Below are 21,771 nucleotides of genomic sequence, written 5' to 3'. Positions count from 1 at the left end.
AAGCCCCCTCCCACATTGGTATTGCAGCGCTCGTCAGTTTTTCACCACTTCCTCAAGCGTGAAGCGGCCCAGCGGGTTCTGCAGGAAGTTGCTCACATTCTTGCGTGAGATATTGATGTAAGGGCTGTAGTACAGGTCAATCCAGTTCACGTCCTGTTTCGCCAGTTTCTGCAACTCCACGTACATCTGTTCACGCTTGGCCGGGTCGGCCTCGATGCGCGCCTGCGCCACCAGGGCCTTGACCTTGTCGTTCTGGTAACGGGTCATGTAGTTCTGGTTGGTGTCATGGCCCAGCACGAAAGTGGTCTTCTGGTCCGGGTCGAGGATGTCGTTGGTCCAGTACATCACCGAAATATCGTACTCGCCGTCCACCAGCATCTGCCAGCTCTGGGTCGGGTCGACCTTTTGCAGGTTGGCGGTGACGCCGACCTTGGCCAGTTGATCCTTGATGATCACCGCAATCTGCTCGTCCGCTTCGTTGCCGGCGTTGACCACGTAGTTGAGCTTCAGGTCCTTGGCGCCTGCATCGGCCAGCAGCTTTTTCGCCGCAGTCGGGTCATACGGGCGTTGCAGGTTATTGGCGTAGTGATAGAGCGAGCCTTTCGGGATGTAGGAATAGGCCACGGTGCCTTGTCCGTAAGTGGCGGTCTTCACCAGCGATTGTTTGTCGATGGCCATGTCCAGCGCTTCACGCACTTCTGGCTTGGCCAGCAGGCCATGCGCGTGGTTGATCAGCAGGTGATCTTCGCGGGTGGACGGGTCGGCATGGATCACCACGTTCGGGTCTTTCTTCAGCTCTTCAACCCGGGAGAACGGTACGAAGATCGCCGTGTCCAGCTCGTTGTTCTGCACCATGCGCATGCGTGTGTTGTCGTCCGTGACCGACACCCACTCCACCCCGTCCAGGCTGACGTTGCCGGCCTGCCAGAAGTTCGGGTTCTTCTTCAGGATCACGCGGTCGCCCTTGCGCCATTCGTCCACGGTGAAGGCGCCGGAGGTCACCGGGTTTTCCGAGTAGGCGTCTTCGCCCATTGTCGTCATGGCTTTTTCCGACAGGATCGACACCGTTGGCGACGCCAATTGCGAGAGAAACGCCACCGCCGGGGTTTTCAGGGTCACCACCAGCGTTTTCCCATCGCGGGCCTTGGCGGTGTCGATCAGGCTGAACGGGTCGCTCCACAGCGACGCCTTGTTATCGCGGATGCGCAACAGGCTGAACGCCGCGTCGCTGGCGGTGATCGGCGAGCCGTCGGAGAACTTCGCGTCGCGCAGTGTGAAGGTGTAGGTCAGGCCGTCCTTGGAAATCTCCCAGCTTTGCGCCAGGCCCGGTTCCATTTTGGTGCCCAGGTTGTCCACTCGCACCAGGGTGTCGTAGACGTTGGCAAATACCCAGGTATCGCGGTTCTGCGCGCTTTTGATCGGGTCAAAGGTGGTACTGTCTTCACGGCAACCGATGGTCAGTACGCCAGCAGCCTGGGCCAGGCCGGCAGTGAGGGACCAGGCGGTCAGCGTGGCGGCGGCGAGCAATTTCAAATGGCGCGATTGCATGTCATAACTCCTTGTTCATGATGGGCAGGAAGGGGCAAAGGGTGTTCAAGCACGCAACTGTACCGATGCTCATGCACTGAATGGGTGGGCGGCAACACCACGGAACACATGGCCTGGGCATAGCGGCAGCGCGGGTGAAACGCGCAACCTGTGGGCAAATTCAGCGGGCTGGGTGGTTCGCCGGGCAATGGCTGCGCAGGCAACGGACGATGGGGGTCAATCTGCGGAATCGCCTCGATCAACGCCGCCGTATAGGGATGGCGCGGCGCAGTGAACACTGCTTCCACCGGACCCTCCTCGACGATCTTGCCCAGGTACATCACTGCCACGCGGTCGCACAGGCGCCGCACGATGGCCAGGTCATGGGCGATAAACAGGATCGCCAGGTTCATGTGCTGTTGCAGTTCCAGCAGCAGATTGATGATCTGGCCCTGGATCGACACATCCAGCGCCGCCACGCATTCGTCGGCGACGATCAAGCGCGGTTCCACCGCCAGCGCTCGGGCGATGCCCACGCGCTGGCACTGGCCGCCACTGAGGGAGCCGGGTTTGCGCGAGGCCAGTTCAGGACGCAGGCCAACCAGCTCGAGCAGTTCATCGACACGGGCGCGGATGTTTTGCGGCGCGACCTTGCGCTGCACCCGCAACACTTCGGCGAGGGTTTCACCGATGCTGTGACGCGGGTTCAGGGCGGCGTAGGGGTCCTGGAAGATCATCGCGGTTTCCCGGCGCAAGCGCGCAATATCGATGGCGCTGCCCCGGGCCATGTCGACACCGTCGAACAGCACTTGCCCGGCGCTGATCGGGTTGAGGTGCAAAACTGCCCGGCCCAACGTGCTTTTACCGCTGCCGGACTCGCCCACCAGCCCGAGGGTTTCACCGGCGGCCAGATTCAGCGACACCCCGTTCACCGCCCTCACCCACTGCTTGCTCAACCCGAACAGGCCACCGCCGGATGCGGCAAAGCGGACCTCCAGGTCCTTGATCTGCAACAGGCTCATGGGCGCCCTCCGAGGGGATAGTGACAGGCAACTCGCGCGCCTTCCGGCAACAGTTCGGTACACAGGGCGCCGACCTGCGGGCAGCGCGGGTTGAAGCGGCAACCGCCCGGCAATGCGTCGAGCAGCGGCGGCTGGCCAGGGATGGTGCGCAACAACGCATGGCCGCTGCTGTGGGCCGGCTGGCAATCGATCAGGCCGGCGGTGTACGGGTGCCGTGGCTGGGCCAGCAGTTCGTATTTGCTGCCGTGTTCGCACAGGCGCCCGGCGTACATCACCGCGATGGAGTCGCAGCTTTGCGCGACCACGCCGAGGTCGTGGGTGATCATGATGATCGACAGGCCACGCCTGTCGCGAAGGTCGAGCAACAACCGCAGGATTTGCGCCTGCACCGTCACATCCAGGGCCGTGGTGGGTTCGTCGGCGATCAGCACCTTCGGGTTGCACCCCAGCGCTACCGCAATCATCGCGCGCTGGCGCATGCCGCCGGAAAACTCATGGGGATAGTTGTCGACACGGGCCTGCGGGTCGGGAATGCCCACTTGGCGCAGCACGTCGATGGCCTGCCGGCGCGCGTCTTTCTTCGAGGCGCCTTGATGCAGGCGGATGCCTTCGGCGATCTGCTCGCCGATACGCATCAACGGGTCCAGATGGCTGCTGGGGTTCTGGAAGATCATGCCCAACTGCCCGCCACGGACGGCGCGCATGCCGGCTTCATTCAGGCGCAGCAGGTCCTGGCCGGCCAGGTGTACCGTGCCGCCTTGCACGCGCAAGTTGGGCGATGGCAGCAGGCGCATCAGGCCGCGACAGGCCAGGGTCTTGCCCGAACCGCTTTCACCGACCAACCCGAGGATTTCACCCTCGGCCAGGTCAAAGGACACGCGGTCGACCAGGGTCAGCGCATGCCCGGCGTTATCGGCGATCACGCTGAGGTCGCGCACTTGCAGCAGGCTCATGAACGATCCCCCAGGACTTGCGCCACACCATCGGCCAGCAGGCTGAAGCCCATGGCCAGGGTCACGATGGCCACGCCCGGGAAGGTGCAGATCCACCAGGCGGTGGTGATAAAGGCCTGGCCCTCGGCGACCATCGTGCCCCATTCGGCGGTCGGTGGCTGCACGCCCAGGCCCAGGTAGCTCACCGCAGCGCCGTTGAGCAGCACCAGCACCGCGTCGGACATGGAAAACACGATCGAGCCAAACATGGCATTGGGCAGCAAATGCCGGAACAGAATACGCCCATGACCAAACCCCAGGCTCCTGGCGGCCAGGGCAAAATCACTCTCCTTGAGCACCAGGATCTGTGAGCGGATCAACCGTGCATACGAGACCCAGCCCACCAGCGCCATGGCGATGTAAAAGCTCTGCAGTCCAGGCCCGAGAATGGCCATGATCGCCAGCATCAACACCAGAAACGGGAACGCCAGGACCACATCGATCACGCGCATGCACACGCTGTCCAGGCGCCCGCCGATATAACCGGAGATTGCACCGATGAAGGTGCCGATCATGAACGGAAAGATCACCCCGACAATCGCCAGTTGCAGGTCGATGCGCGCGCCCCAGATCACCCGCGACAGCACGTCGCGACCGTAGTTATCGGTGCCGAACAGGTGCGCAGCACCGGGCGCCAGCAGACTCATATCGGTGTTCTGCGCAATCGGGTCGTAGGGCGCGATCCACGGCGCGAACAGCGCCAGGGTCAGCCACGTGAGCAGTATCAACAGGCCCCACGCGGCGGTCAGCCGGCCATTGCGAAAACCCAGGCGCAGGTGCAAACGCCAGGGCGCTATCAATGGGCGGCTGGTCATTGCATTTTCACCCGTGGGTCGAGGGCCACCGTGACCACGTCGGCGATGAAGTTGACCACCACCGTCGCACAGGCCAGCACCATCGCCACGCCCTGTACCACCATGTAGTCGCGGGTAAAAATACCGCGCACCAGCAACTGGCCAATGCCCGGAATGGCGAACAGACTTTCGATGACCACCGTGCCGCTGATCAGCCAGCCGATGTTCACAGCCAGCAGGTTGACCGCCGGCACCAGGGAGTTGGGCACGACATGGCGGCGGAACACGGCGGCTTCCGACAGCCCCCGCGCCCGTGCTGCGGTGACATGATCGGCCTGCAGTTCCACCAACATGCTCGCGCGCAAATTGCGCACCAGCACTGCCGACAGCGCCAGGGCAATGGTCAGACACGGCAGGACCATATGATGGGCCTTGTCCAGCCAGGTGCGACCGTAACCGGACACCGGAAACAAGCCCCACTGCACACTCAGCAACAGGATCAGCATCAGGCCCAGCCAGAACGCCGGCATGCCCAGGCCGACCGTGGTGAATACGCGGATCAGGTTGTCTGGCCAGCCGCCTTTATTGCGCGCCGCCAGTGTCGCCAGCGGGACCGCGATCAACAGCGCCAGCAGCACACTGCCGAGCACCAGCACCAGCGTCGGTTCAATACGCGTGACGATCAGCTTCAGGGCGTCGACCTTGTACAGCAGCGATTGGCCAAGGTCGCCCTTGAGCAGGTTCTTCAGGAAGTAGAAATATTGCAGCCACAACGGTTCATCGAGGCCGTACTGGGCGCGGATTTTCAGCAACGCGTCCGGCGTGCTGCGCGAACCCAGCAGCGCGCGCGCCGGATCGCCCGGGATCGAGCGCACCAGCACAAAGGTGATCAGGCTGATGCCCAATAGCACCGGCAACAATTGCAGGGGCCGGGACAGTACAAAGCGGTAACGCGCGAGGTTCATTCGTCAGCCTCGGTGGCGGGCGAGAAAGTCCAGCAGCACCGGAAAATACGCCTCGGGTTCTTCGTAGAACGGCATATGGCTGCTGTTGGGAAATACGTGCAGTTCGGCGTGCCGGGCCGCCATCTTCATGCGCATGGCACAGGCCGGCGTGAGTTCGTCGTGCTGGCCGGTGGTGATCAATATCGGCATCTTGAACGTGGCCATTTCAGGAATGCGGTTCCAGTCCTTGAGGTTGCCGATATAAAGGAATTCGTTGGGCCCCTGCATGGTTTCGTAAGGCCCCATGTTCCAGTCGCCGAGGGAGCGTTTGACCGGCTCCGGCCATTCGTCCAGGCGGCACACGTGACGATAGTTGAGCAAGGTGATGGCGGCTTGATACTGCGGGTGATCGAGCGTGCCCATGGCTTCATGGCGCTGCATCATGGCCACGGTTTCGCTGCCAAGGGCGCCGCGCAGGCGTTCGAGTTCCCGGGACAGGTGGGGAATATCGCCGACCGTGTTTTCGAGGATCAGGCTTTTCAGCGCATCGGGGTAATGGATGGCGTACTCGATACCCAGCCAACCGCCCCAGGAATGCCCGAGCAGATGCACGGGGCCCAGGCCCAGTGCCTGGCGCACGGTCTCGACTTCTTCGACATAACGGCGGATTTCCCACAGGGAAACATCGCTCGGTCTGGCTGATGCGCCCGTGCCAAGCTGGTCGAATGCAACCACTCGCAGGTTATGGTCTTTGAGCCAGCCATGGGCGTCGCGCAAGTAGTCACACGGCAGGCCCGGCCCGCCGTTGAGGCACAGCAGCACCTCATCGCCTTCGCCAAAGCTGTAGACCACGAGATTATGGCCGTCGACTTGCACGTTGTACTGCTGGTCGGGGGCAATTTCACGCCACATGCATACATTCCTTGTGTTGTATCGGCCTGGCAGGTAGTGGCCGTTTGTACGTCAACACTACCGAGGATGCCGCGCGTCCATAACCTAGCGTTTCTTATAGGTTTGGCCTGGCAGTCCTTCGCCGGGGCGTGGCATTCTACTTGCAGCAAGTCGAGATTCAAATGAATTCGGGAGCAGAACGGATGCTGGCCAGGCTAACTGCCTTCAATAATCGCCTGATGCCGGGCAGGAGCCTGGACGAGCAGATAGACAATACGTTTATCCTCGCCCAACAGCTGGGTTTCGATGCGCTGGTGTACGACTACACGCCGGTGCCCATCGACCTCAACGGGGTGCTGATCACGCCCTCGGTGCTGCAACTGCGCAACACGCCGACCGACTGGCACGCCTTGTGGTGCAGCGAAGGGTTCTACCAGATCGATCCGGTGCAACACTTGGCCTTGCGCAGCGTATCGCCGTTTGTCTGGTCGTATGAGGCAAAGGCCGAGACTGCACTGCAAACGATCATCGACCCCTGCCATGCACCCGTTTGCTCCTACCTACACGAACAACAGTTGACCTGCGGCGTCAGCGTGCCGATCCACCTGCCCCGTGGTGGCTTCGCTTCACTGACCGGGCTGCGCACCGGTAAGGCGAGCACGGTATTGAAAGATGCGCAGCAAACCTTGTCGGACTTCAGCGTGATCGGCCACGCGTTACAGGAGGCGGCTTATCCTTTGTTCAACAAAGCAGTGCGCACCTACCCGCATATCCATCTGACCAAGCGCGAGCGCGAGTGCCTGAAATGGGCGGCCGAAGGCTTGACTGCGGCCGAGATCGCCACGCAATTGACCCGTTCGCTGGCGGTGGTGACCCTGCACCTGGCGTCGGCCATGCACAAGTTGGGCGCCAAGAACCGCGTGCAGGCGGTGGTGCGCGCCACGCACTACCGGTTGCTGGACGATTGATCCTTATCTAAAACCTAGCTGTTTTGCTAGTTACCTAAACGTCGCGTGCAGACTATCGTAGCCCTGATCATTTTTTCAGAGCAGGGTACGAAATGGAATTCATCGACAAAGTCCGCGAAGGCTACGCCCCCTTCGGCGCCTATCAGACGTGGTATCGCATCACGGGCGAGCTGTCCACCGGCCGCACACCACTGGTGATCATCCATGGCGGCCCCGGCTGCACCCACGATTACGTCGACGCGTTCAAGGATGTCGCCGCCAGCGGCCACGCGGTGATTCACTACGACCAGTTGGGCAATGGTCGCTCGACGCACTTGCCGGAAAAACCGGCTTCGTTCTGGACCGTCGAGCTATTCCTCGACGAATTGAACAACCTGCTCGACCACCTGCACATCAGCGACAACTACGCGATCCTCGGGCAATCCTGGGGCGGCATGCTCGGCAGCGAACATGCGATTCTGCAGCCCAAGGGCCTGCGCGCCTTTATCCCGGCCAACTCACCGACGTGCATGCGCACCTGGGTCAGCGAGGCCAATCGACTGCGCAAGCTGTTGCCCGAAGGTGTACATGAAACCCTGCTCAAGCATGAAGCCGCCGGTACCTACCAGGACCCGGAATACCAGGCCGCCTCGCGGATTTTCTACGACCAGCACGTGTGCCGGGTCAACCCGTGGCCGGAAGAAGTCGCGCGCACCTTCGCCCAGGTCGATGCCGACCCGACGGTGTATCACGCCATGAGCGGCCCGACGGAGTTCCATGTGATCGGCAGCTTGAAGGACTGGAACGTGATCGGTCGCTTGTCTGCGATCAACGTGCCGACCCTGGTGATCTCCGGCCGGCACGACGAGGCCACGCCGCTGGTGGTCAAGCCGTTCCTGGACGAAATCCCCGACGTGCGCTGGGCGCTGTTCGAAGACTCCAGCCACATGCCCCACGTGGAAGAACGCCAGGCGTGCATGGGGACGGTGGTGAAGTTCTTGGATGAAGTATGTTCAATGCCGCACCAAGCCCTCAAGGCTGGCTAATTCCAATGTGGGAGGGGGCTTGCCCCCGATAGCGGTGTGTCAGCCACTGGAGTTTTGACTGATACACCGCCATCGGGGGCAAGCCCCCTCCCACATTCAGACCTCAGTGGTTTCAGGTTTGGCGGTTTTCCTCAAGGTATCCGCCACCAAAGGAATCTCCTTGCCTTCGGCATCGAACAGCTTGCCGCCCCGGTAGTAGTCACCGTCGCGCAATGCCGCCACGTCGCGAAAGCACAAACTGCGCTCAGTCCCCGCCACGAATACCGACTGCTGGTCGGAGTTACCGGCGGTGAAGTGGTTGAACGTCAGGTTGAGCAAGATCGCCATGATCGCCGACGAGCTGATGCCCGAATGGAAAATGGTCGCGAACCAGCTGGGAAACTGGTCGTAGAAGCTGGGCGCGGCGATAGGAATCATGCCGAAACCGATACTCGTGGCGACGATGATCAGGTTCATGTTGTTGCGGTAATCCACCTTGGACAAGGTGCGAATACCGCTGGCCGCCACCGTGCCGAACAACACAATGCCGGCACCGCCAAGTACCGAGGTAGGCACTGCGGCAATCACCCGGCCCATGAACGGCAGCAGGCCAAGCACCACCAGGAACACGCCGCCGGTTGCCACCACGAACCGGCTTTTCACCCCGGTCACCGCCACCAGGCCGACGTTCTGGGCGAACGCACTCTGCGTGAATGAACCGAAGATCGGCGCGAACAGGCTCGACAGCATGTCGGCGCGCAGGCCGTTGCCCAGGCGTTTGGAGTCGACCTTGGTGTCGATGATCTCGCCCACCGCCAGAATGTCCGCCGAGGTTTCCACCAGCGTCACCATCACCACAATGCACATGGAAATGATCGCCGCCACATGAAAGGTCGGCATGCCGAAATGGAACGGCGTGGGAAAGCCGAACATGGGCCCCTGGGTCACGCCGGAGAAGTCGGCCATGCCCAGGAACACCGCGATCACCGTGCCGATCACCATCGCCAGCAGAATCGACAGGCGCGAGATCGCCGCGCTGCCGATTTTGCTCAGCAGCAACACCAGCACCAATGTCAGCGCAGCCAGGCCGATATTCGACATGCTGCCGAAATCCGCCGCGCGACTGTTGCCGCCCATGGCCCAGCGCGCCGCCACGGGCATCAGGGTCAGGCCGATGGTGGTAATGACGATACCGGTCACCAGCGGCGGGAAAAACCGGGTAATGCGCGAAAACACCGGGGTGATCAACAAACCGATCAACGACGCGGCCATCACCGCGCCGAGAATCGCCGGCACGCCCCCTGCCCCGTCGCTGCCAACGATCGCCACCATGGTCGCCACACCGGCGAACGACACGCCCTGCACCAGCGGCAACTGGCAGCCGAAGAACGGCAAGCCAAGGGTTTGCAGCAACGTGGCCAGGCCACCGGCAAACAACGACGCGGCGATCAACAGGCCGATATCCGCTGGCGACAACCCGGCTGCCTGGCCGACGATCAACGGTACGGCAACGATGCCGCCATACATGGTGAGCACATGCTGCAGGCCGTAGGCCATATTGGCGGCGACCCCCAGATTTTCATCTTCGGGCCGCTGCGGTGACGCCTTCGGGATAGTCATGGTGAGCGCATCTCTGTTTTTGTTGTGCGCTCACTGTATGCAATGTTAAGACTGTATGTCCATAGAGTTGTATACAATCATTCAGACAAGATAGCCTGCCGAGGCGTTACAAAAACAATCCGGCCGTCATGAGCCAGAACGCTTTCAAGCTGAAAAAACTCAATCCAAATGTGGGAGGGGGCTTGCCCCCGATCGCGGTATATCAGCGCCAAATGTGCTGGCTGATCCACTGCTATCGGGGGCAAGCCCCCTCCCACATTTTCGAGCGCATTGTCACTTCAGATCAGTTGCCAGCTCAGAGCACTGCGCCTTCGGCCGCGCCAGCCAGTAACCCAGCACCGCCACCGGTGCGGTCGCCAGCATCACAATCACCGTGATCAACAGCGGCTGCTCGATCATTGATGACACCAACAGACTGGCGAGAAAGCACAAGCCCAATTGCAGGGTATTTTGCAGAGCGGCCGCCTTGCCGGAATTTTCCGAGAACGGCATCAGTGCATTCGCCACCACAATCGGGTAACTGGCCCCGTTGCACAGCGCCATCAGGCAGAACGGAATCAGTAAGGTGGTGAGGGTCGGCACTGTCAACGTTGCAACCAGGTACAACGTCACCATGCTCAGGCAATAGAAAGCGAGCAACCACGGTAGCAAGGTTTTGCCCGGCAAGCGCTGCAAGGCGCTGCGGCAACTGTAGCCGCCGACGAGAAAGGCCAGGGTGGGCAGCACGTAACTGAGGCCGATGTCACTCGGGGTGTAACCCATGCCACCGAGGATGAACGGCGAAGCGGTCAGCCAGGCAAAGAAACTGGCGGAGCAGGCGGCAAATATCATGACGTTGCCGGTAAATACCCGTGAAGTGAGCAGCTGTGCATAGCCCAGGCGCACGGGGTGGCGCGTTTGACGCTTCGGTGCGGCGCGCAGGAACACTGTCGGCAACAGCAGAAGCAGCGACACACCCAGCAACACGCCAAAAATCGCCTGCCAGCCAAAGTGATTCAACACCATCGCGCCCAACAACGGCGCCAACGCCGGCGACAGCGACATCAGCGGCATGATGCTGGCGAACACCCGGTGAGCCTTGTCCGCCGGGTAACGATCAATCACCAGGGCCTGCCAACTCACGGCGGCAGAGCACACACCGATCGCCTGCATAAAGCGCAATGCCCAGAGCTGCGGCGCCGTCTGCACCCAGAACATACCCAGGCACCCCAGCACAAACAGGCTCAACCCCATGAGCAGGACCGGCTTGCGCCCGAGCCGGTCGGACAGTGGCCCCCACAGCAACTGCCCCAGCGCAAAACCGGCAAGGAAAATGCTCAAGCTGGCGCCCACGGCCCCGGCGCCAATCTGCAACTGCTCGCCCATGGCGCCAAACGCCGGCAAATACATGTCCATGGCGAGATAACCGAGCATGCTCAGCCCCGCCAGATACCACGTGAAACCAAAAGAATTTTTCATTGAAGCCTTGTCGATCCTGCCATCAAACTATTTGCTGACTGGCGCCCATTATGAAGCTGGCAGTTTTCCTGTGAAGCGATAATAATTGAATAGTCTTATCAATAATTTTGAAGGCAACTGCCATGTGGTCCGAATACTCCCTGGATGTGGTCGATGCCGTCGCACGCCACGGCAGTTTCAGCGCCGCCGCCCAGGAACTGCATCGCGTGCCGTCGGCCATCAGCTACACGGTGCGCCAGCTCGAAGAGTGGCTGGCCGTGCCGCTGTTTGTACGGCGCCACCGTGACGTGGAGCTGACGCCCGCCGGCCGCCTGTTTATCGACGAAGCGCGCGGGGTGATGAAAAAAATGCTCGGCACCCGCCGCCTGTGCCAGCAAGTGGCCAATGGCTGGAGCGGCCAATTGAAGGTGGCGGTGGATTCCATCGTCAAGCCGCACCGCTGTCGGCAACTGGTGCTGGACTTCTATCGACAGTTTCCCGACGTGGAATTACTGCTGGAGTACGAGGTGTACAACGGCGTGTGGGATGCGCTGGCGGACGAGCGCACCGACATTGTGATCGGCGCCACCAGCGCGGTGCCGGTGGCCAGCCACTTCAGCTTTCGTGACATGGGCTTGTTGAACTGGTTGTGCGTGGTCAGCGCCAGACATCCCCTGGCAGCAGTCAGCGGCCTGCTCAGTGACGATCAACTGCGCCCCTTTGCCTCACTGTGCATGACCGACACCTCGCGCAACCTGCCCAAACGGGACACCTGGACCCTGGATAACCAGCGCCGCCTGGTGGTGCCCAACTGGTCCTCGGCGCTCGATTGCCTGCGCGACGGTTTGTGCGTCGGCATGGCCCCGGCACATCAGGTGCTGCCGTGGGTCGAGCGCGGCGAGCTGGTGGCGCTGCAACTGCACCGCCCCTTCCCGGCCAGCCCATCCTGCGTGGCCTGGGCGCAGAACAAACTGTCGCCGGCCATGGCGTGGTTGCTGGAGTACCTGGGAGATACCGAGACCCTGAATCAGGAGTGGCTGAATGGAATCTGAAAAGCAGCACAGAATTCTGAGGGAGGGGAGCGCCTAGCTCTTGCTCGCGAGAAACTTACCGGCACCGCGTTCATTCAGAAAGCACGCGTTATCGTTGACGTTTTTCGCGAGCAAGCTCGCTCCTACAGACGGTATTAAGGCTTGCCCCTCCCACATTTTGATTGCCTTTCAGTCCAGCAGTCGGGTGATGGCTCGAACGATCATCTCGACTTCCCTGGCGTCAAGGGTCAGCGGCGGCAACAGGCGAATGATCTTGCCCCGCGTGACGTTGATCAACAGCCCGTGCTCCTGGGCGGCACGGTGTGCAAGGTCGCGATAAGGGCTGGCCAGTTCAATCCCGATCATCAGGCCTTTGCCACGAATCGCCCGCACTTGCGGGTGCCCATCCAACTCAATGCGCAAGCGATCCAGCAAGTGTTCGCCCTGGCGTGCAGCGTTCTGCAACAAGCCTTGCTCATGAATAATATCCAGCACGGTGCAAGCGACACGGCACGCCAGCGGGTTGCCGCCAAAGGTGCTGCCATGGCTGCCCGGCGTGAACAATTCGGCGACGCCGGCGCGGGCCAGGCAGGCGCCGATCGGTATGCCGTTGCCGAGGCCTTTGGCCAGGGTCATTACGTCGGGGACAATGCCCTCGTGCTGAAAGGCGAACCAGGCACCCGTACGGCCAATGCCGGTCTGTATCTCATCGAGCATCATCAGCCAGCCGTGGCGCGTGCAGTGATCGCGCAGCGCTTTCAGATAGCCGGGCGGCGCCGGTAATACACCGCTTTCGCCCTGGATCGGCTCCAACAGAACGGCGGCGATACGCGCGCTAAATTGTTGGGTGATACGTTCCAGTGCGTCCAGATCGCCAAAACTCACCCTCAGAAAATCCCCCGGCAAACGTTGAAACCCAAGGCGTACCGACGGCCCGTCACTGGCTGCCATGGTGCCCAGCGTGCGCCCGTGGAAAGCGTTCTCCATCACCACTACCAAGGGTTGCTCAATGCCTTTTTTCCAACCATGCAGCCTTGCCAGTTTCAGCGCCGCTTCATTGGCTTCAGCGCCTGAATTATTGAAGAACGCGCGGTCCAGCCCGGACAGCTGGGTCAGGCGCCGGGCCAGACGCTGTTGCCAGTCAATGCTATAGAGGTTGGAGGTGTGCAAAAGCAGGCCGGCCTGCTCGCTGATGGCCGTTACCAGCCGCGGATGGGAATGGCCGACATTGGTCACGGCCACGCCCGCAACCGCGTCCAGGTATTCGCGGCCGTGCTGATCCCACAGACGCGTGCCCAAACCACGGGTGAAACTCAAGGCCAAGGGTTGATAGGTGCTCATCAGGCAGGCGGCAGTCATGGGGCGGGCTCCAGTGCATCGTTGCGGTGTTTAAGTATCGTTAGCCACCACAGCTGGATAAACTGCGAATTACTGCAATTACTTTAAACCAGGACTTGATAATGGATCTGTTCCAAGCCATGTCGGTGTACGTGAAAGTCGTCGAGACCGGCAGCATGACCGCTGCCGCGCACGAGTGCGGGATGTCGACCACCATGGTCGGCAACCATCTGCGGGCGCTGGAGCAACGACTGGGCGTCAGTTTGCTCAAACGCACCACCCGCAAACAGAACCTTACGGAATTTGGCGGGCAGTATTATCAGCGCTGTCTGGAAGTGCTGGGGCTGGTGGCCGACTCCGAGCTGCTGGCGGAGCAGATTCACAGCGAAGCCCCCAAAGGCACCCTGCGTATCACCGCCCCGCCCGTGTTCGGCACCGAACGTCTCGTGCCGGCCTTGAGCGAGTTTTCCCAGCGCTACCCGCTGATCGACCTGTACGTGGTGCTGAGCAATGAGCGGATGGACCTGGTCGACAGCGGCTTCGACGTGGCGATCCGTCTCGGCGAACTGGAAACCTCCAGCGTGATCGCCAGGCCCCTGCAGGCCTACACCCTCACCCTCTGCGCGTCCCCTGCGTACCTGGCGCGGCGTGGCACGCCGCAGACTCCGGCGGACCTGCAGCAACACGACTGCCTGGCCTTCGCCTACCCTGCGACCGACAACTGGCGCGACACCGACAAACTGTGGCGCATGACCGGGGACGCGGGCGAGGTAGAGGTGCCGGTGGCCGGCTCATTGACCATCAACAGCTCCCAGGGCTTGCGCCAGGCGGCGGTAAACGGCATGGGCATCATCATGCTGGCGGATGCCCTGGTGCAACCGGACCTGGAGAGCGGCAAGCTGGTCGCCTTGCTGACCGGCTACAAACTGCCCAGCCGGCCCATGCACCTGCTGTATCGCCAGGACCGTTATCGCCTGCCCAAGCTGCGGGCCTTCGTCGATTTTGTCATGGAGAAATGGGCGCGCTAGAACGCCACGCCACGTTCACGCAGATGCGCGGCGGTGCGCTCGGCCGACACGTGGTGGATGCCCTGCCAGCCAAGGGCGATGGCCGCGTCGACATTGCCGACGACATCATCAATGAACACCACCTCATTGGGCTGGATGTCCGGCAGATGGGCACGGATCCGCGTAAGACTGGCCTGGTAGATCGCCGGGTCCGGCTTGATCAGTTTCAATTGGCCGGAGACGACGATATCGCGGAACAATTGCAGGAACGGGTAGCGTTCAAGGGCATAGGGAAAGGTTTGCGCCGACCAGTTGGTCAGCCCGAACAACGGCATATTGGCCTGATGCAACGCGGTGAGAATCGCAACCCCTTCCGGCAACGCACCACGCAACATTTCGTGCCAGCGCGCGTAATAAGCCTCGATCAAGGCCCGGTGTTCAGGATGTTGGGCAATCAGGCTGCGGGTGCCTTCAGCCAGGCTTCGGCCGGCATCCTGCTCGGTGTTCCAGGCCTGGGTGCAGATATTCTCGAGAAACCATCGCCGTTCCTGCTCGTCGGCAATCAGCTTGCGATACAGATGCTGCGGGCTCCAGTCAAACAACACGCCACCGAAATCAAACACTACCGCACGGATCGTCATGGGTTTGCTCTCGTTTGCACAATGAGTGGGGCAGTCTGGCATGCGCAGGACCCGCAGCATAAGGCAAGCACGCGTAGGATCGTTCTGAAAATTCACCAAACCTCTGCGTAAGGAGCCAATCTCTTTTACTGTCAGCCCTATCAAGGAGAACAGTGACTGAACGGAATCATCCCGCACTGCCGCTAGACGTGACGTAGAGGTATTCCGATGAAAACCAGGACTCTCAGTGTTACATCACCCTCCGCACTCAGCATGGAAGCCTTGCACCGCAAACAGTCCCTTCAGAAAAACGCAGGTGCCGGAGAATCCGACAGCCTGCACACCCCCCTGATCGAGCGGGTAAAAGAGCAAACAGGAATAGTTTCAAGCCACCTTGAACCCTTGCAACAGATCGCGGCGACCACCAACTCCACCATCGGCATACGCCCAGTCGAGTCCGTGGCTACCGGACTGATAGAAGCCGGACACCCCACCAAGGATTTTCACATCAAGGGCAAAAGTGCCAACTGGGGGCCGCAGGCCGGTCTGATCTGTATCGACCAGGCCTTCAGCAAGCTGGAGGGCACGCCGGAAAAAGTCGCTGGCGCCAACGTGCAGATCCTGGATTGTGTCGCGCAAGGCCATGCAGTCCCGATCCCGCTGAAACTCTCGCGCGGCCGCCTTAACGAATTGGTGAAGCTGGGCGCTATCACTGAGCTGTCTGCAAAAGACGCCAACGGTACGCTGCACCTCAGCGCCCAAGGGCCGAGCGGGCAACGCTATACGTTTCAAGCCCGTTGCGCTTCGCCCGCCGCCGACACCTATCTGATCACCCACCAGGACAAGCCGCTTGAAGTGCTGGCCAAGCAGGCAGAGGGCAAGCCTTTGACCGCCGACTACGATCTGCATATGGTCGCGCCGCACCTGAGTGACTTCGGGGCCCAGGATAAGCTCCCCGTATCGGGTGTCGCGCACAGCGTGTTCAAGGAACGAATCAGTGGGTACAAAAAGGTACCGCAAGAACTGCACGCGGACTTTAAAAGCGCGGACAGTTTCTATCAGAAAGAAGATCCCCATCTCGGCAATGCAACTGCGCGACTGCAGCAGATGATAAACATCATCAACCGCAAACTGGTGGGTGATGCGGAGCCAGTGGTTCACCACAGTGCGGATTCAGGCAACCCGTTCACGGACGTGAGCGCAAATTACCCGGTGACCTTTTTCCTGCCGGCGAAACTGGGCAGATTCGATGAAATCAGCATCATCTGTAACGCTCGGGAAATGGCCGAATTCATTAACACCGCCAAGGACAGCGGCTATCATTTGCCGTTGAATCCACTCTGGGAGAAAGAAGTGGTCGAGGTGCGACGGCCTGACTTCATCCGCGCGCAAAACCTTATTCAACTCAAACTCGGGCGAACAGCAGCCTGATCACTTTGTGATCCAGGCCGCTGCCAATCACATCATTTACGCCTGGACCAGACCGTTGATCTTGACGGTCGGGTTCACGTCCGCGTCGTAGTCCACGCCATCGACTTCAAAACCGAACAAGCGCAGGAACTCAGCCTTGTAGCCGGCAAAATCGCTGATCTCGTTGACGTTGTCGTCGGTGACCTGGTTCCACAGCGCCGCCACGGCGTCCTGGACCTTTGGCTCCAACTCGGCCAGGTCGGCACGCAGGCGACCGTCGGGATCCAGCTTTGGCTCGCTGCCGTAGAGGCTGTCCTTGAACAGGCCATAGACCTGCTCGATGCAGCCTTCGTGAGTGCCCTGCTCTTTCATGACCTTGAACAGCAGCGACAGGTACAGCGGCATGATCGGGATTGCCGAGCTTGCCTGGGTGACCACGGCCTTGAGCACCGACACACGGGCGTCGCCCTTGAGTGCAGCGAGGTTTTCGCGCAGGGTCAGGACTTTCTTGTCCAGGTCCTTCTTGGCTTCGCCGATGGAACCGTTCCAGTAGATGTCCTGGGTCAGCTTTTCGCCGAGGTAAGTGAACGCGGTGGTCTTGGCGCCTTCGGCCAGTACGTCGGCGTCGCGCAGGGCATCGATCCACAGCTGCCAGTCTTCGCCGCCCATCACTTTCACGGTGCCGTCGATTTCCTCCTGGGTCGCCGGTTCCAGCGTCGTGTCGACCACCACGCCCTTGTCGGTGTTGATCCCACGCAGGGTCACCGCCTTGCCGATCGGCTTGAGGGTGGAGGTGTGCACCACGCCTTGCGGGTCGGTACGGCGTGGCGCGGCCAGGCTGTAGACCACCAGGTCGATCTTGCCCAGGTCTTTCTTGATGGTGTCGATGGTCAGGCGCTTGATCTCGTCGGAGAACGCGTCGCCGTTGATGCTCTTGGCGTACAGGCCCTTTTGCACGGCAAACTTCTCGAACGCCGCGCTGTTGTACCAGCCGGCGGAGCTCAGCTTGCCTTCTTCGCCTTCTTTCTCAAAAAACACGCCCAGGGTGTCGGCGCCGCAGCCAAACGCAGCACTGATGCGCGCGGCCAGGCCGTAGCCGGTGGAAGCACCGAGGACCAGCACCTTCTTGGGGCCGCCTTCGATTGCGCCGTTTTGGGTGACGTACTCGATCTGCTCCTTGACGTTCGCTTCACAGCCAACAGGGTGAGCGGTCACACAGATAAAGCCACGAACCCGCGGTTTGATGATCATAAAAATTCTGCCTCTTCCAAGGTGCCGAAGGCCAATGGTGGCCATTCAACTTCAATCGTACCGGTCTATGACGCCTGAAAAACCGAAGCGTCACGATAGACGCAAATCTTCCGTTCTCAAAATTCAATCCACCCACCCTGACGACCGTTACAAACTGTGCACCGCGTTAACACTTTTCGAACTATTTAAAACGCCCAAGCACGGCAGAAACCCCTATCATGACGATATTGTTTCATTATGTTTCAAGTTTGGAGCCAGGTTTCATGAGCAAAAATGCTGTCGGCAAAAAGCTGGTGTCCCTCGCCTGGGTCGTCGGCGTTCTGCTGCTGATCTACTGTTTCCCGCGTATCTGCCTGGTGTTTCTGCTGCTGGTGCTGTTCTGCGGTGTTTATGATTTTTTGCGCAACGGCCTCTACGACCGCGGCACCATCAAGAAATATTTCGTCGGCAACGGCCGCAATACCTGGGTGCTGGCACCGTTCAACACCCTGCTCGATCTGTTGAGCAAGCGCAATCGGCATGTCTACACCATGCAAGACCTGCCGCCGGCCTGGCGCGAAGACCTGCAACAGGTCATTAACGACGCCATGGCCCGCAAGGAAGAAATCATCGGTTACCTGGACGCACGCATGGCCGAGAAGAAACGCGGCATGCTGTTTTTCCAGTGGTACGGTCGCCCCATCGAAACCACCCTGGACATCCCGCAACTGCGCAAGAAACTGCCATTCGTGAAGACCATCGGCGTGTCGGTGTTCAACGAGAACCGCTCGACATCGTTCCACTTCGGCCCCCTGCGCATGATGTTCCGCGTGCTCTACAACATGGCGCCGGCGCCGCACCACGAAGGCGTGTATATCCAGGTGGGCAAGCACAAGCACTATTGGCACGACGACCCATTGTTTATCTTCGATGACACGCTGATGCATGCGTCTTTCAACAAGAACGATGCAAAACGTTACTGCCTGTTCATTGATATCGTGCGGCCAACCCGGGTGCCCTCCGTGCTTAACGCCGTGATCGCGGGGTTTGCCGGCCTGGTATTTACCCTGCGTCGGGTTTTCTACAAAAACTGGAAGCTGATCCAGTAAGTTCTGCGGCATGATGGGGCTGGACGGTATTTGCGCTCGGCCTTGCGCCTGAGGTAAATAACCGTCTCGTGCGACCGTATACGGCGCCCATCATTCTCAAGCCACCGCGCCTGTCGTGGATGCGGTGGCTGTGCTTTCAAGGAATCAGAATGCCCCAACGTCAAGTCATCAACGCCGCCGTCAGCCCCAAGGGCAGCCTCGAAACCCTGTCACAACGTGAAGTCCAGCAACTGAGTGAAGCCGGCAGCGGCAGCGTTTACGCCCTGTTTCGCCAGTGCGCCCTGGCGATCCTCAACACCGGCGCGCATATCGACAACGCCAAGACCATCCTCGATGCCTACAAAGACTTTGAAGTGCGCATCCACCAGCAAGACCGGGGCGTACGCCTGGAACTGCTCAACGCGCCCGCCGACGCCTTCGTCGATGGCGAGATGATCGCCAGCACGCGCGAAATGCTGTTCAGCGCCTTGCGTGACATCGTCTACACCGAGAATGAGCTGGACAGCCAGCGCATCGACCTGAGCAACTCCCAGGGCATCACTGACTACGTGTTCCACCTGCTGCGCAACGCCCGTACGCTGCGCGCGGGTGTCGAGCCGAAGATCGTGGTGTGCTGGGGCGGCCACTCGATCAACACCGAAGAATACAAATACACCAAGAAAGTCGGGCACGAGCTGGGCTTGCGCAGCCTCGACGTGTGCACCGGCTGCGGCCCCGGCGTGATGAAAGGGCCGATGAAAGGCGCGACCATTTCCCACGCCAAACAACGCATCACCGGTGGCCGCTACCTGGGCCTGACCGAGCCGGGCATCATCGCTGCCGAAGCGCCCAACCCGATCGTCAACGAGCTGGTGATCCTGCCGGACATCGAGAAACGCCTGGAAGCCTTTGTGCGTGTCGGCCACGGCGTCATCATCTTCCCCGGCGGCGCCGGCACCGCTGAGGAATTCCTCTACCTGCTGGGCATCCTGATGCACCCGGACAACCGCGACCTGCCGTTCCCGGTGGTGCTGACCGGGCCCAAGCATGCGGCCCCTTACCTGGAACAACTGCACGCGTTCGTCGGCGCTACCCTCGGCGAAGCGGCGCAGAAGCATTACCAGATCATCATCGACGATCCGGCCGAAGTCGCGCGCCAGATGACGCTGGGCCTCAAGGCCGTGAAGCAGTTCCGACGCGAGCGTAACGACGCGTTCCACTTCAACTGGCTGTTGAAGATCGACGAAGGTTTCCAGCGCCCCTTCGACCCGACCCACGAAAACATGGCCAGCCTGCAACTGAGCCATGCGCTGCCGCCCCATGAACTGGCGGCCAACCTGCGTCGCGCGTTTTCGGGGATCGTGGCAGGTAACGTGAAGGACAAGGGCATTCGCCTGATCGAAGAAAACGGGCCGTACGAGATTCACGGTGACCCGGCGATCATGAAACCGCTGGACGAGCTGCTTAAAGCGTTTGTCGCCCAGCACCGCATGAAGCTGCCGGGCGGCGCGGCGTATGTGCCGTGCTATCGCGTGGTGCAGTGAGCGGGCGCGGTCGGTCATAGTTTGTATCGGTTTGGCCCATGGCCAAAGGTGTGGGGATTGAGAGTCCGAGCTAGGGTTTGAGGACGACTCACCACACCTGCGAGCCACCTATGGACCAACGGATATTGTCCTCCATCATTCCTTACCCTAAGGTAAGGAATATCACGATGGAGAGCTTCACTATGGCGACCGCCACACTGACTTCAAAAGGGCAAATCACCATCCCCGTCCAGGTGAGGACAGCCCTCGGCCTGGAAACAGGCGACCGGGTGGAATTCGTCGAAATGGAAGACGGCAAGTTTTCCATGATCGCCGCCAGTAAAACCGTCACCGACCTCAAGGGACTGATCAGCAAGCCTGCCACTGCTGTGTCCATCGAGGACATGAACCAGGCCATCGCGGCCCGGGGAGCAAACGCCGGATGATCGGCCTGGATACCAACGTGCTGGTGCGCTACGTCACCCAGGACGATCCCATGCAGTCAGCCAAGGCGTCCAGATTGATAGAATCACTCACCGCTACATCACCGGGTTTTGTCAGCCTGGTGACCGTTGTGGAGTTGGTGTGGGTCCTGCAGTCCTGCTATGCGTCGGCCAAAAGCGATGTGGTGATGGTGCTGGAAACCCTGCTGCACACTCGCGAGCTCACGGTTGAGCGCGCCGATATCATCTGGCAAGCCCTGCGCAAGTTCGTGGCGAACACGGCAGACTTTGCCGACTGCCTGATCGAACGCTGCGCCCATGCGGCGGGTTGCGAATACACCGCCACCTTCGACCTCAATGCGGTCAAGGCGACGGGTATGAAACGTATCGGCTAGGCCGTCTTTTGCAGGAGCGAGCTTGCTCGCGAAAAACACCAACGATTACGCGAACATTCAGGTAGCACGCGGCGCCTGTGGCTTTTTCGCGAGCAAGCTCGCTCCTACGACAGGAGAGGACGCTCGGTCAACGAATCCAGCCACCGACCTGCCAGTGATACCCGTCATTGCGCTGTACCCAATGCGGATGCACATAACGATATCCCTCGCGCACCGGCTCCCAGTGGCCGTGCACCGCCACATAGCGCCCGCCTTGCCAGCGCCAGTAACCGCGTGACCAGATATAACCTTCGCGCGCCGCCGGCTCGACTTCGATCACTTGCACCGGCGGCGGTTGGGGCGCCACGACTTCCACATACTCATGCTGTACCGGCCGACGCTCATGCACGACACGCTCTTGCACACACCCGGATGCTGCGACGACTACCGCCGCCATTGCCGCATAACGTAGCAACATACAAAACCCTCGGGCCTAATCGCCCCGCAT

The 21,771-nt window shown here is 60.7% G+C and carries 21 protein-coding genes; 9 read left to right on the top strand and 12 right to left on the bottom strand.

Annotated features, from left to right (window positions below; genetic code table 11):
• Nucleotides 1–33 precede the first annotated feature (33 nt).
• From BFP93_RS14020 to BFP93_RS13995, 6 genes are read right to left on the bottom strand one after another with little or no spacing between them, the layout of a single operon-like run.
• The gene (locus tag BFP93_RS14020) at nt 34–1,548 is read right to left on the bottom strand and encodes an ABC transporter substrate-binding protein (RefSeq protein ID WP_065886403.1); all 1,515 of its coding nucleotides are present in this window, start codon (nt 1,546–1,548) and stop codon (nt 34–36) included.
• Nucleotides 1,530–2,549: an ABC transporter ATP-binding protein gene (locus BFP93_RS14015; RefSeq protein WP_065893574.1), complete on the bottom strand. Its 1,020-nt coding sequence runs from the start codon at nt 2,547–2,549 to the stop codon at nt 1,530–1,532. The genes BFP93_RS14020 and BFP93_RS14015 overlap by 19 nt, the downstream gene beginning before the upstream one ends.
• Entirely contained in the window at nt 2,546–3,502 is a 957-nt protein-coding gene (locus BFP93_RS14010; protein ID WP_065893573.1) for an ABC transporter ATP-binding protein, read from the bottom strand. Before BFP93_RS14010 ends, BFP93_RS14015 begins: the two co-directional genes overlap by 4 nt.
• On the bottom strand, nt 3,499–4,356 hold the full coding sequence (locus BFP93_RS14005) for an ABC transporter permease (RefSeq protein WP_065893572.1): 858 nt from the start codon (nt 4,354–4,356) through the stop codon (nt 3,499–3,501). Before BFP93_RS14005 ends, BFP93_RS14010 begins: the two co-directional genes overlap by 4 nt.
• Complete coding sequence (locus BFP93_RS14000; RefSeq protein WP_065893571.1) at nt 4,353–5,300, bottom strand: ABC transporter permease; 948 nt, start codon at nt 5,298–5,300, stop codon at nt 4,353–4,355. The genes BFP93_RS14005 and BFP93_RS14000 overlap by 4 nt, the downstream gene beginning before the upstream one ends.
• Nucleotides 5,301–5,303: 3 nt before the next feature.
• Nucleotides 5,304–6,191: a proline iminopeptidase-family hydrolase gene (locus BFP93_RS13995; protein ID WP_065893570.1), complete on the bottom strand. Its 888-nt coding sequence runs from the start codon at nt 6,189–6,191 to the stop codon at nt 5,304–5,306.
• 182 nt (nt 6,192–6,373) lie between these two features.
• Here BFP93_RS13995 and BFP93_RS13990 point away from each other — a divergent pair, with 182 nt between their 5' ends.
• Nucleotides 6,374–7,138 (top strand): LuxR family transcriptional regulator, encoded by a 765-nt coding sequence (locus BFP93_RS13990; protein WP_065893569.1) that lies wholly within the window; start codon nt 6,374–6,376, stop codon nt 7,136–7,138.
• A gap of 92 nt (nt 7,139–7,230) precedes the next feature.
• A complete protein-coding gene (locus BFP93_RS13985; protein ID WP_065893568.1) occupies nt 7,231–8,163 on the top strand; it encodes a proline iminopeptidase-family hydrolase in 933 nt (310 codons plus the stop codon).
• Between the two features lie 96 nt (nt 8,164–8,259).
• On the opposite strand, the gene BFP93_RS13980 is transcribed toward BFP93_RS13985, so the two are convergent.
• A complete protein-coding gene (locus BFP93_RS13980; RefSeq protein ID WP_065893567.1) occupies nt 8,260–9,762 on the bottom strand; it encodes a nucleobase:cation symporter-2 family protein in 1,503 nt (500 codons plus the stop codon).
• Between the two features lie 273 nt (nt 9,763–10,035).
• Nucleotides 10,036–11,220 (bottom strand): purine nucleoside transporter PunC, encoded by a 1,185-nt coding sequence (punC, locus tag BFP93_RS13975; RefSeq protein ID WP_065893566.1) that lies wholly within the window; start codon nt 11,218–11,220, stop codon nt 10,036–10,038.
• Nucleotides 11,221–11,342: 122 nt separating this feature from the next.
• Here punC and punR point away from each other — a divergent pair, with 122 nt between their 5' ends.
• On the top strand, nt 11,343–12,251 hold the full coding sequence (gene punR, locus BFP93_RS13970) for a DNA-binding transcriptional activator PunR (protein ID WP_065893565.1): 909 nt from the start codon (nt 11,343–11,345) through the stop codon (nt 12,249–12,251).
• 168 nt (nt 12,252–12,419) lie between these two features.
• Here punR and BFP93_RS13965 read toward each other — a convergent pair whose 3' ends face one another.
• The gene (locus BFP93_RS13965) at nt 12,420–13,589 is read right to left on the bottom strand and encodes an aspartate aminotransferase family protein (RefSeq protein ID WP_065893564.1); all 1,170 of its coding nucleotides are present in this window, start codon (nt 13,587–13,589) and stop codon (nt 12,420–12,422) included.
• Nucleotides 13,590–13,690: 101 nt separating this feature from the next.
• On the opposite strand from BFP93_RS13965, the gene BFP93_RS13960 reads away from it, so the two are divergent.
• Nucleotides 13,691–14,596, top strand: coding sequence for a LysR family transcriptional regulator (locus BFP93_RS13960; protein ID WP_065893563.1), 906 nt, complete (start codon nt 13,691–13,693; stop codon nt 14,594–14,596).
• Here BFP93_RS13960 and BFP93_RS13955 read toward each other — a convergent pair.
• Nucleotides 14,593–15,216, bottom strand: coding sequence for an HAD family hydrolase (locus BFP93_RS13955; protein WP_065893562.1), 624 nt, complete (start codon nt 15,214–15,216; stop codon nt 14,593–14,595). The genes BFP93_RS13960 and BFP93_RS13955 overlap by 4 nt on opposite strands.
• Nucleotides 15,217–15,423: 207 nt before the next feature.
• Here BFP93_RS13955 and BFP93_RS13950 point away from each other — a divergent pair, with 207 nt between their 5' ends.
• Nucleotides 15,424–16,626, top strand: a complete 1,203-nt coding sequence (locus BFP93_RS13950) for an anthrax toxin-like adenylyl cyclase domain-containing protein (RefSeq protein WP_083205665.1) — start codon at nt 15,424–15,426, stop codon at nt 16,624–16,626.
• 36 nt (nt 16,627–16,662) lie between these two features.
• Here the strand turns inward: BFP93_RS13950 and fabV are convergent, their stop codons facing one another.
• Nucleotides 16,663–17,856 carry an enoyl-ACP reductase FabV gene (fabV, locus tag BFP93_RS13945; protein WP_065893561.1) on the bottom strand — a complete coding sequence of 398 codons (1,194 nt, stop codon included), beginning with the start codon at nt 17,854–17,856 and terminating at the stop codon, nt 16,663–16,665.
• A 263-nt stretch (nt 17,857–18,119) separates the two neighbouring features.
• Between fabV and BFP93_RS13940 the strand changes: the two genes are divergently transcribed.
• From BFP93_RS13940 to BFP93_RS13925, 4 genes are all read left to right on the top strand, one after another.
• Nucleotides 18,120–18,944 (top strand): aspartyl/asparaginyl beta-hydroxylase domain-containing protein, encoded by an 825-nt coding sequence (locus BFP93_RS13940; protein ID WP_065893560.1) that lies wholly within the window; start codon nt 18,120–18,122, stop codon nt 18,942–18,944.
• 149 nt (nt 18,945–19,093) lie between these two features.
• Nucleotides 19,094–20,467, top strand: a complete 1,374-nt coding sequence (gene ppnN, locus BFP93_RS13935; RefSeq protein WP_065893559.1) for a nucleotide 5'-monophosphate nucleosidase PpnN — start codon at nt 19,094–19,096, stop codon at nt 20,465–20,467.
• Between the two features lie 167 nt (nt 20,468–20,634).
• On the top strand, nt 20,635–20,892 hold the full coding sequence (locus tag BFP93_RS13930; RefSeq protein ID WP_065893558.1) for an AbrB/MazE/SpoVT family DNA-binding domain-containing protein: 258 nt from the start codon (nt 20,635–20,637) through the stop codon (nt 20,890–20,892).
• Nucleotides 20,889–21,284, top strand: coding sequence for a PIN domain-containing protein (locus BFP93_RS13925; protein WP_065893557.1), 396 nt, complete (start codon nt 20,889–20,891; stop codon nt 21,282–21,284). The genes BFP93_RS13930 and BFP93_RS13925 overlap by 4 nt, the downstream gene beginning before the upstream one ends.
• A gap of 127 nt (nt 21,285–21,411) precedes the next feature.
• On the opposite strand, the gene BFP93_RS13920 is transcribed toward BFP93_RS13925, so the two are convergent.
• Nucleotides 21,412–21,741 (bottom strand): YXWGXW repeat-containing protein, encoded by a 330-nt coding sequence (locus BFP93_RS13920; protein ID WP_065893556.1) that lies wholly within the window; start codon nt 21,739–21,741, stop codon nt 21,412–21,414.
• Between the last annotated feature and the right edge of the window lie 30 nt (nt 21,742–21,771).

This window comes from Pseudomonas sp. 44 R 15, assembly GCF_900004965.1.
Lineage (GTDB): Bacteria > Pseudomonadota > Gammaproteobacteria > Pseudomonadales > Pseudomonadaceae > Aquipseudomonas > Aquipseudomonas orientalis_A.
This window is presented reverse-complemented; position numbering and strand designations above follow the sequence as displayed.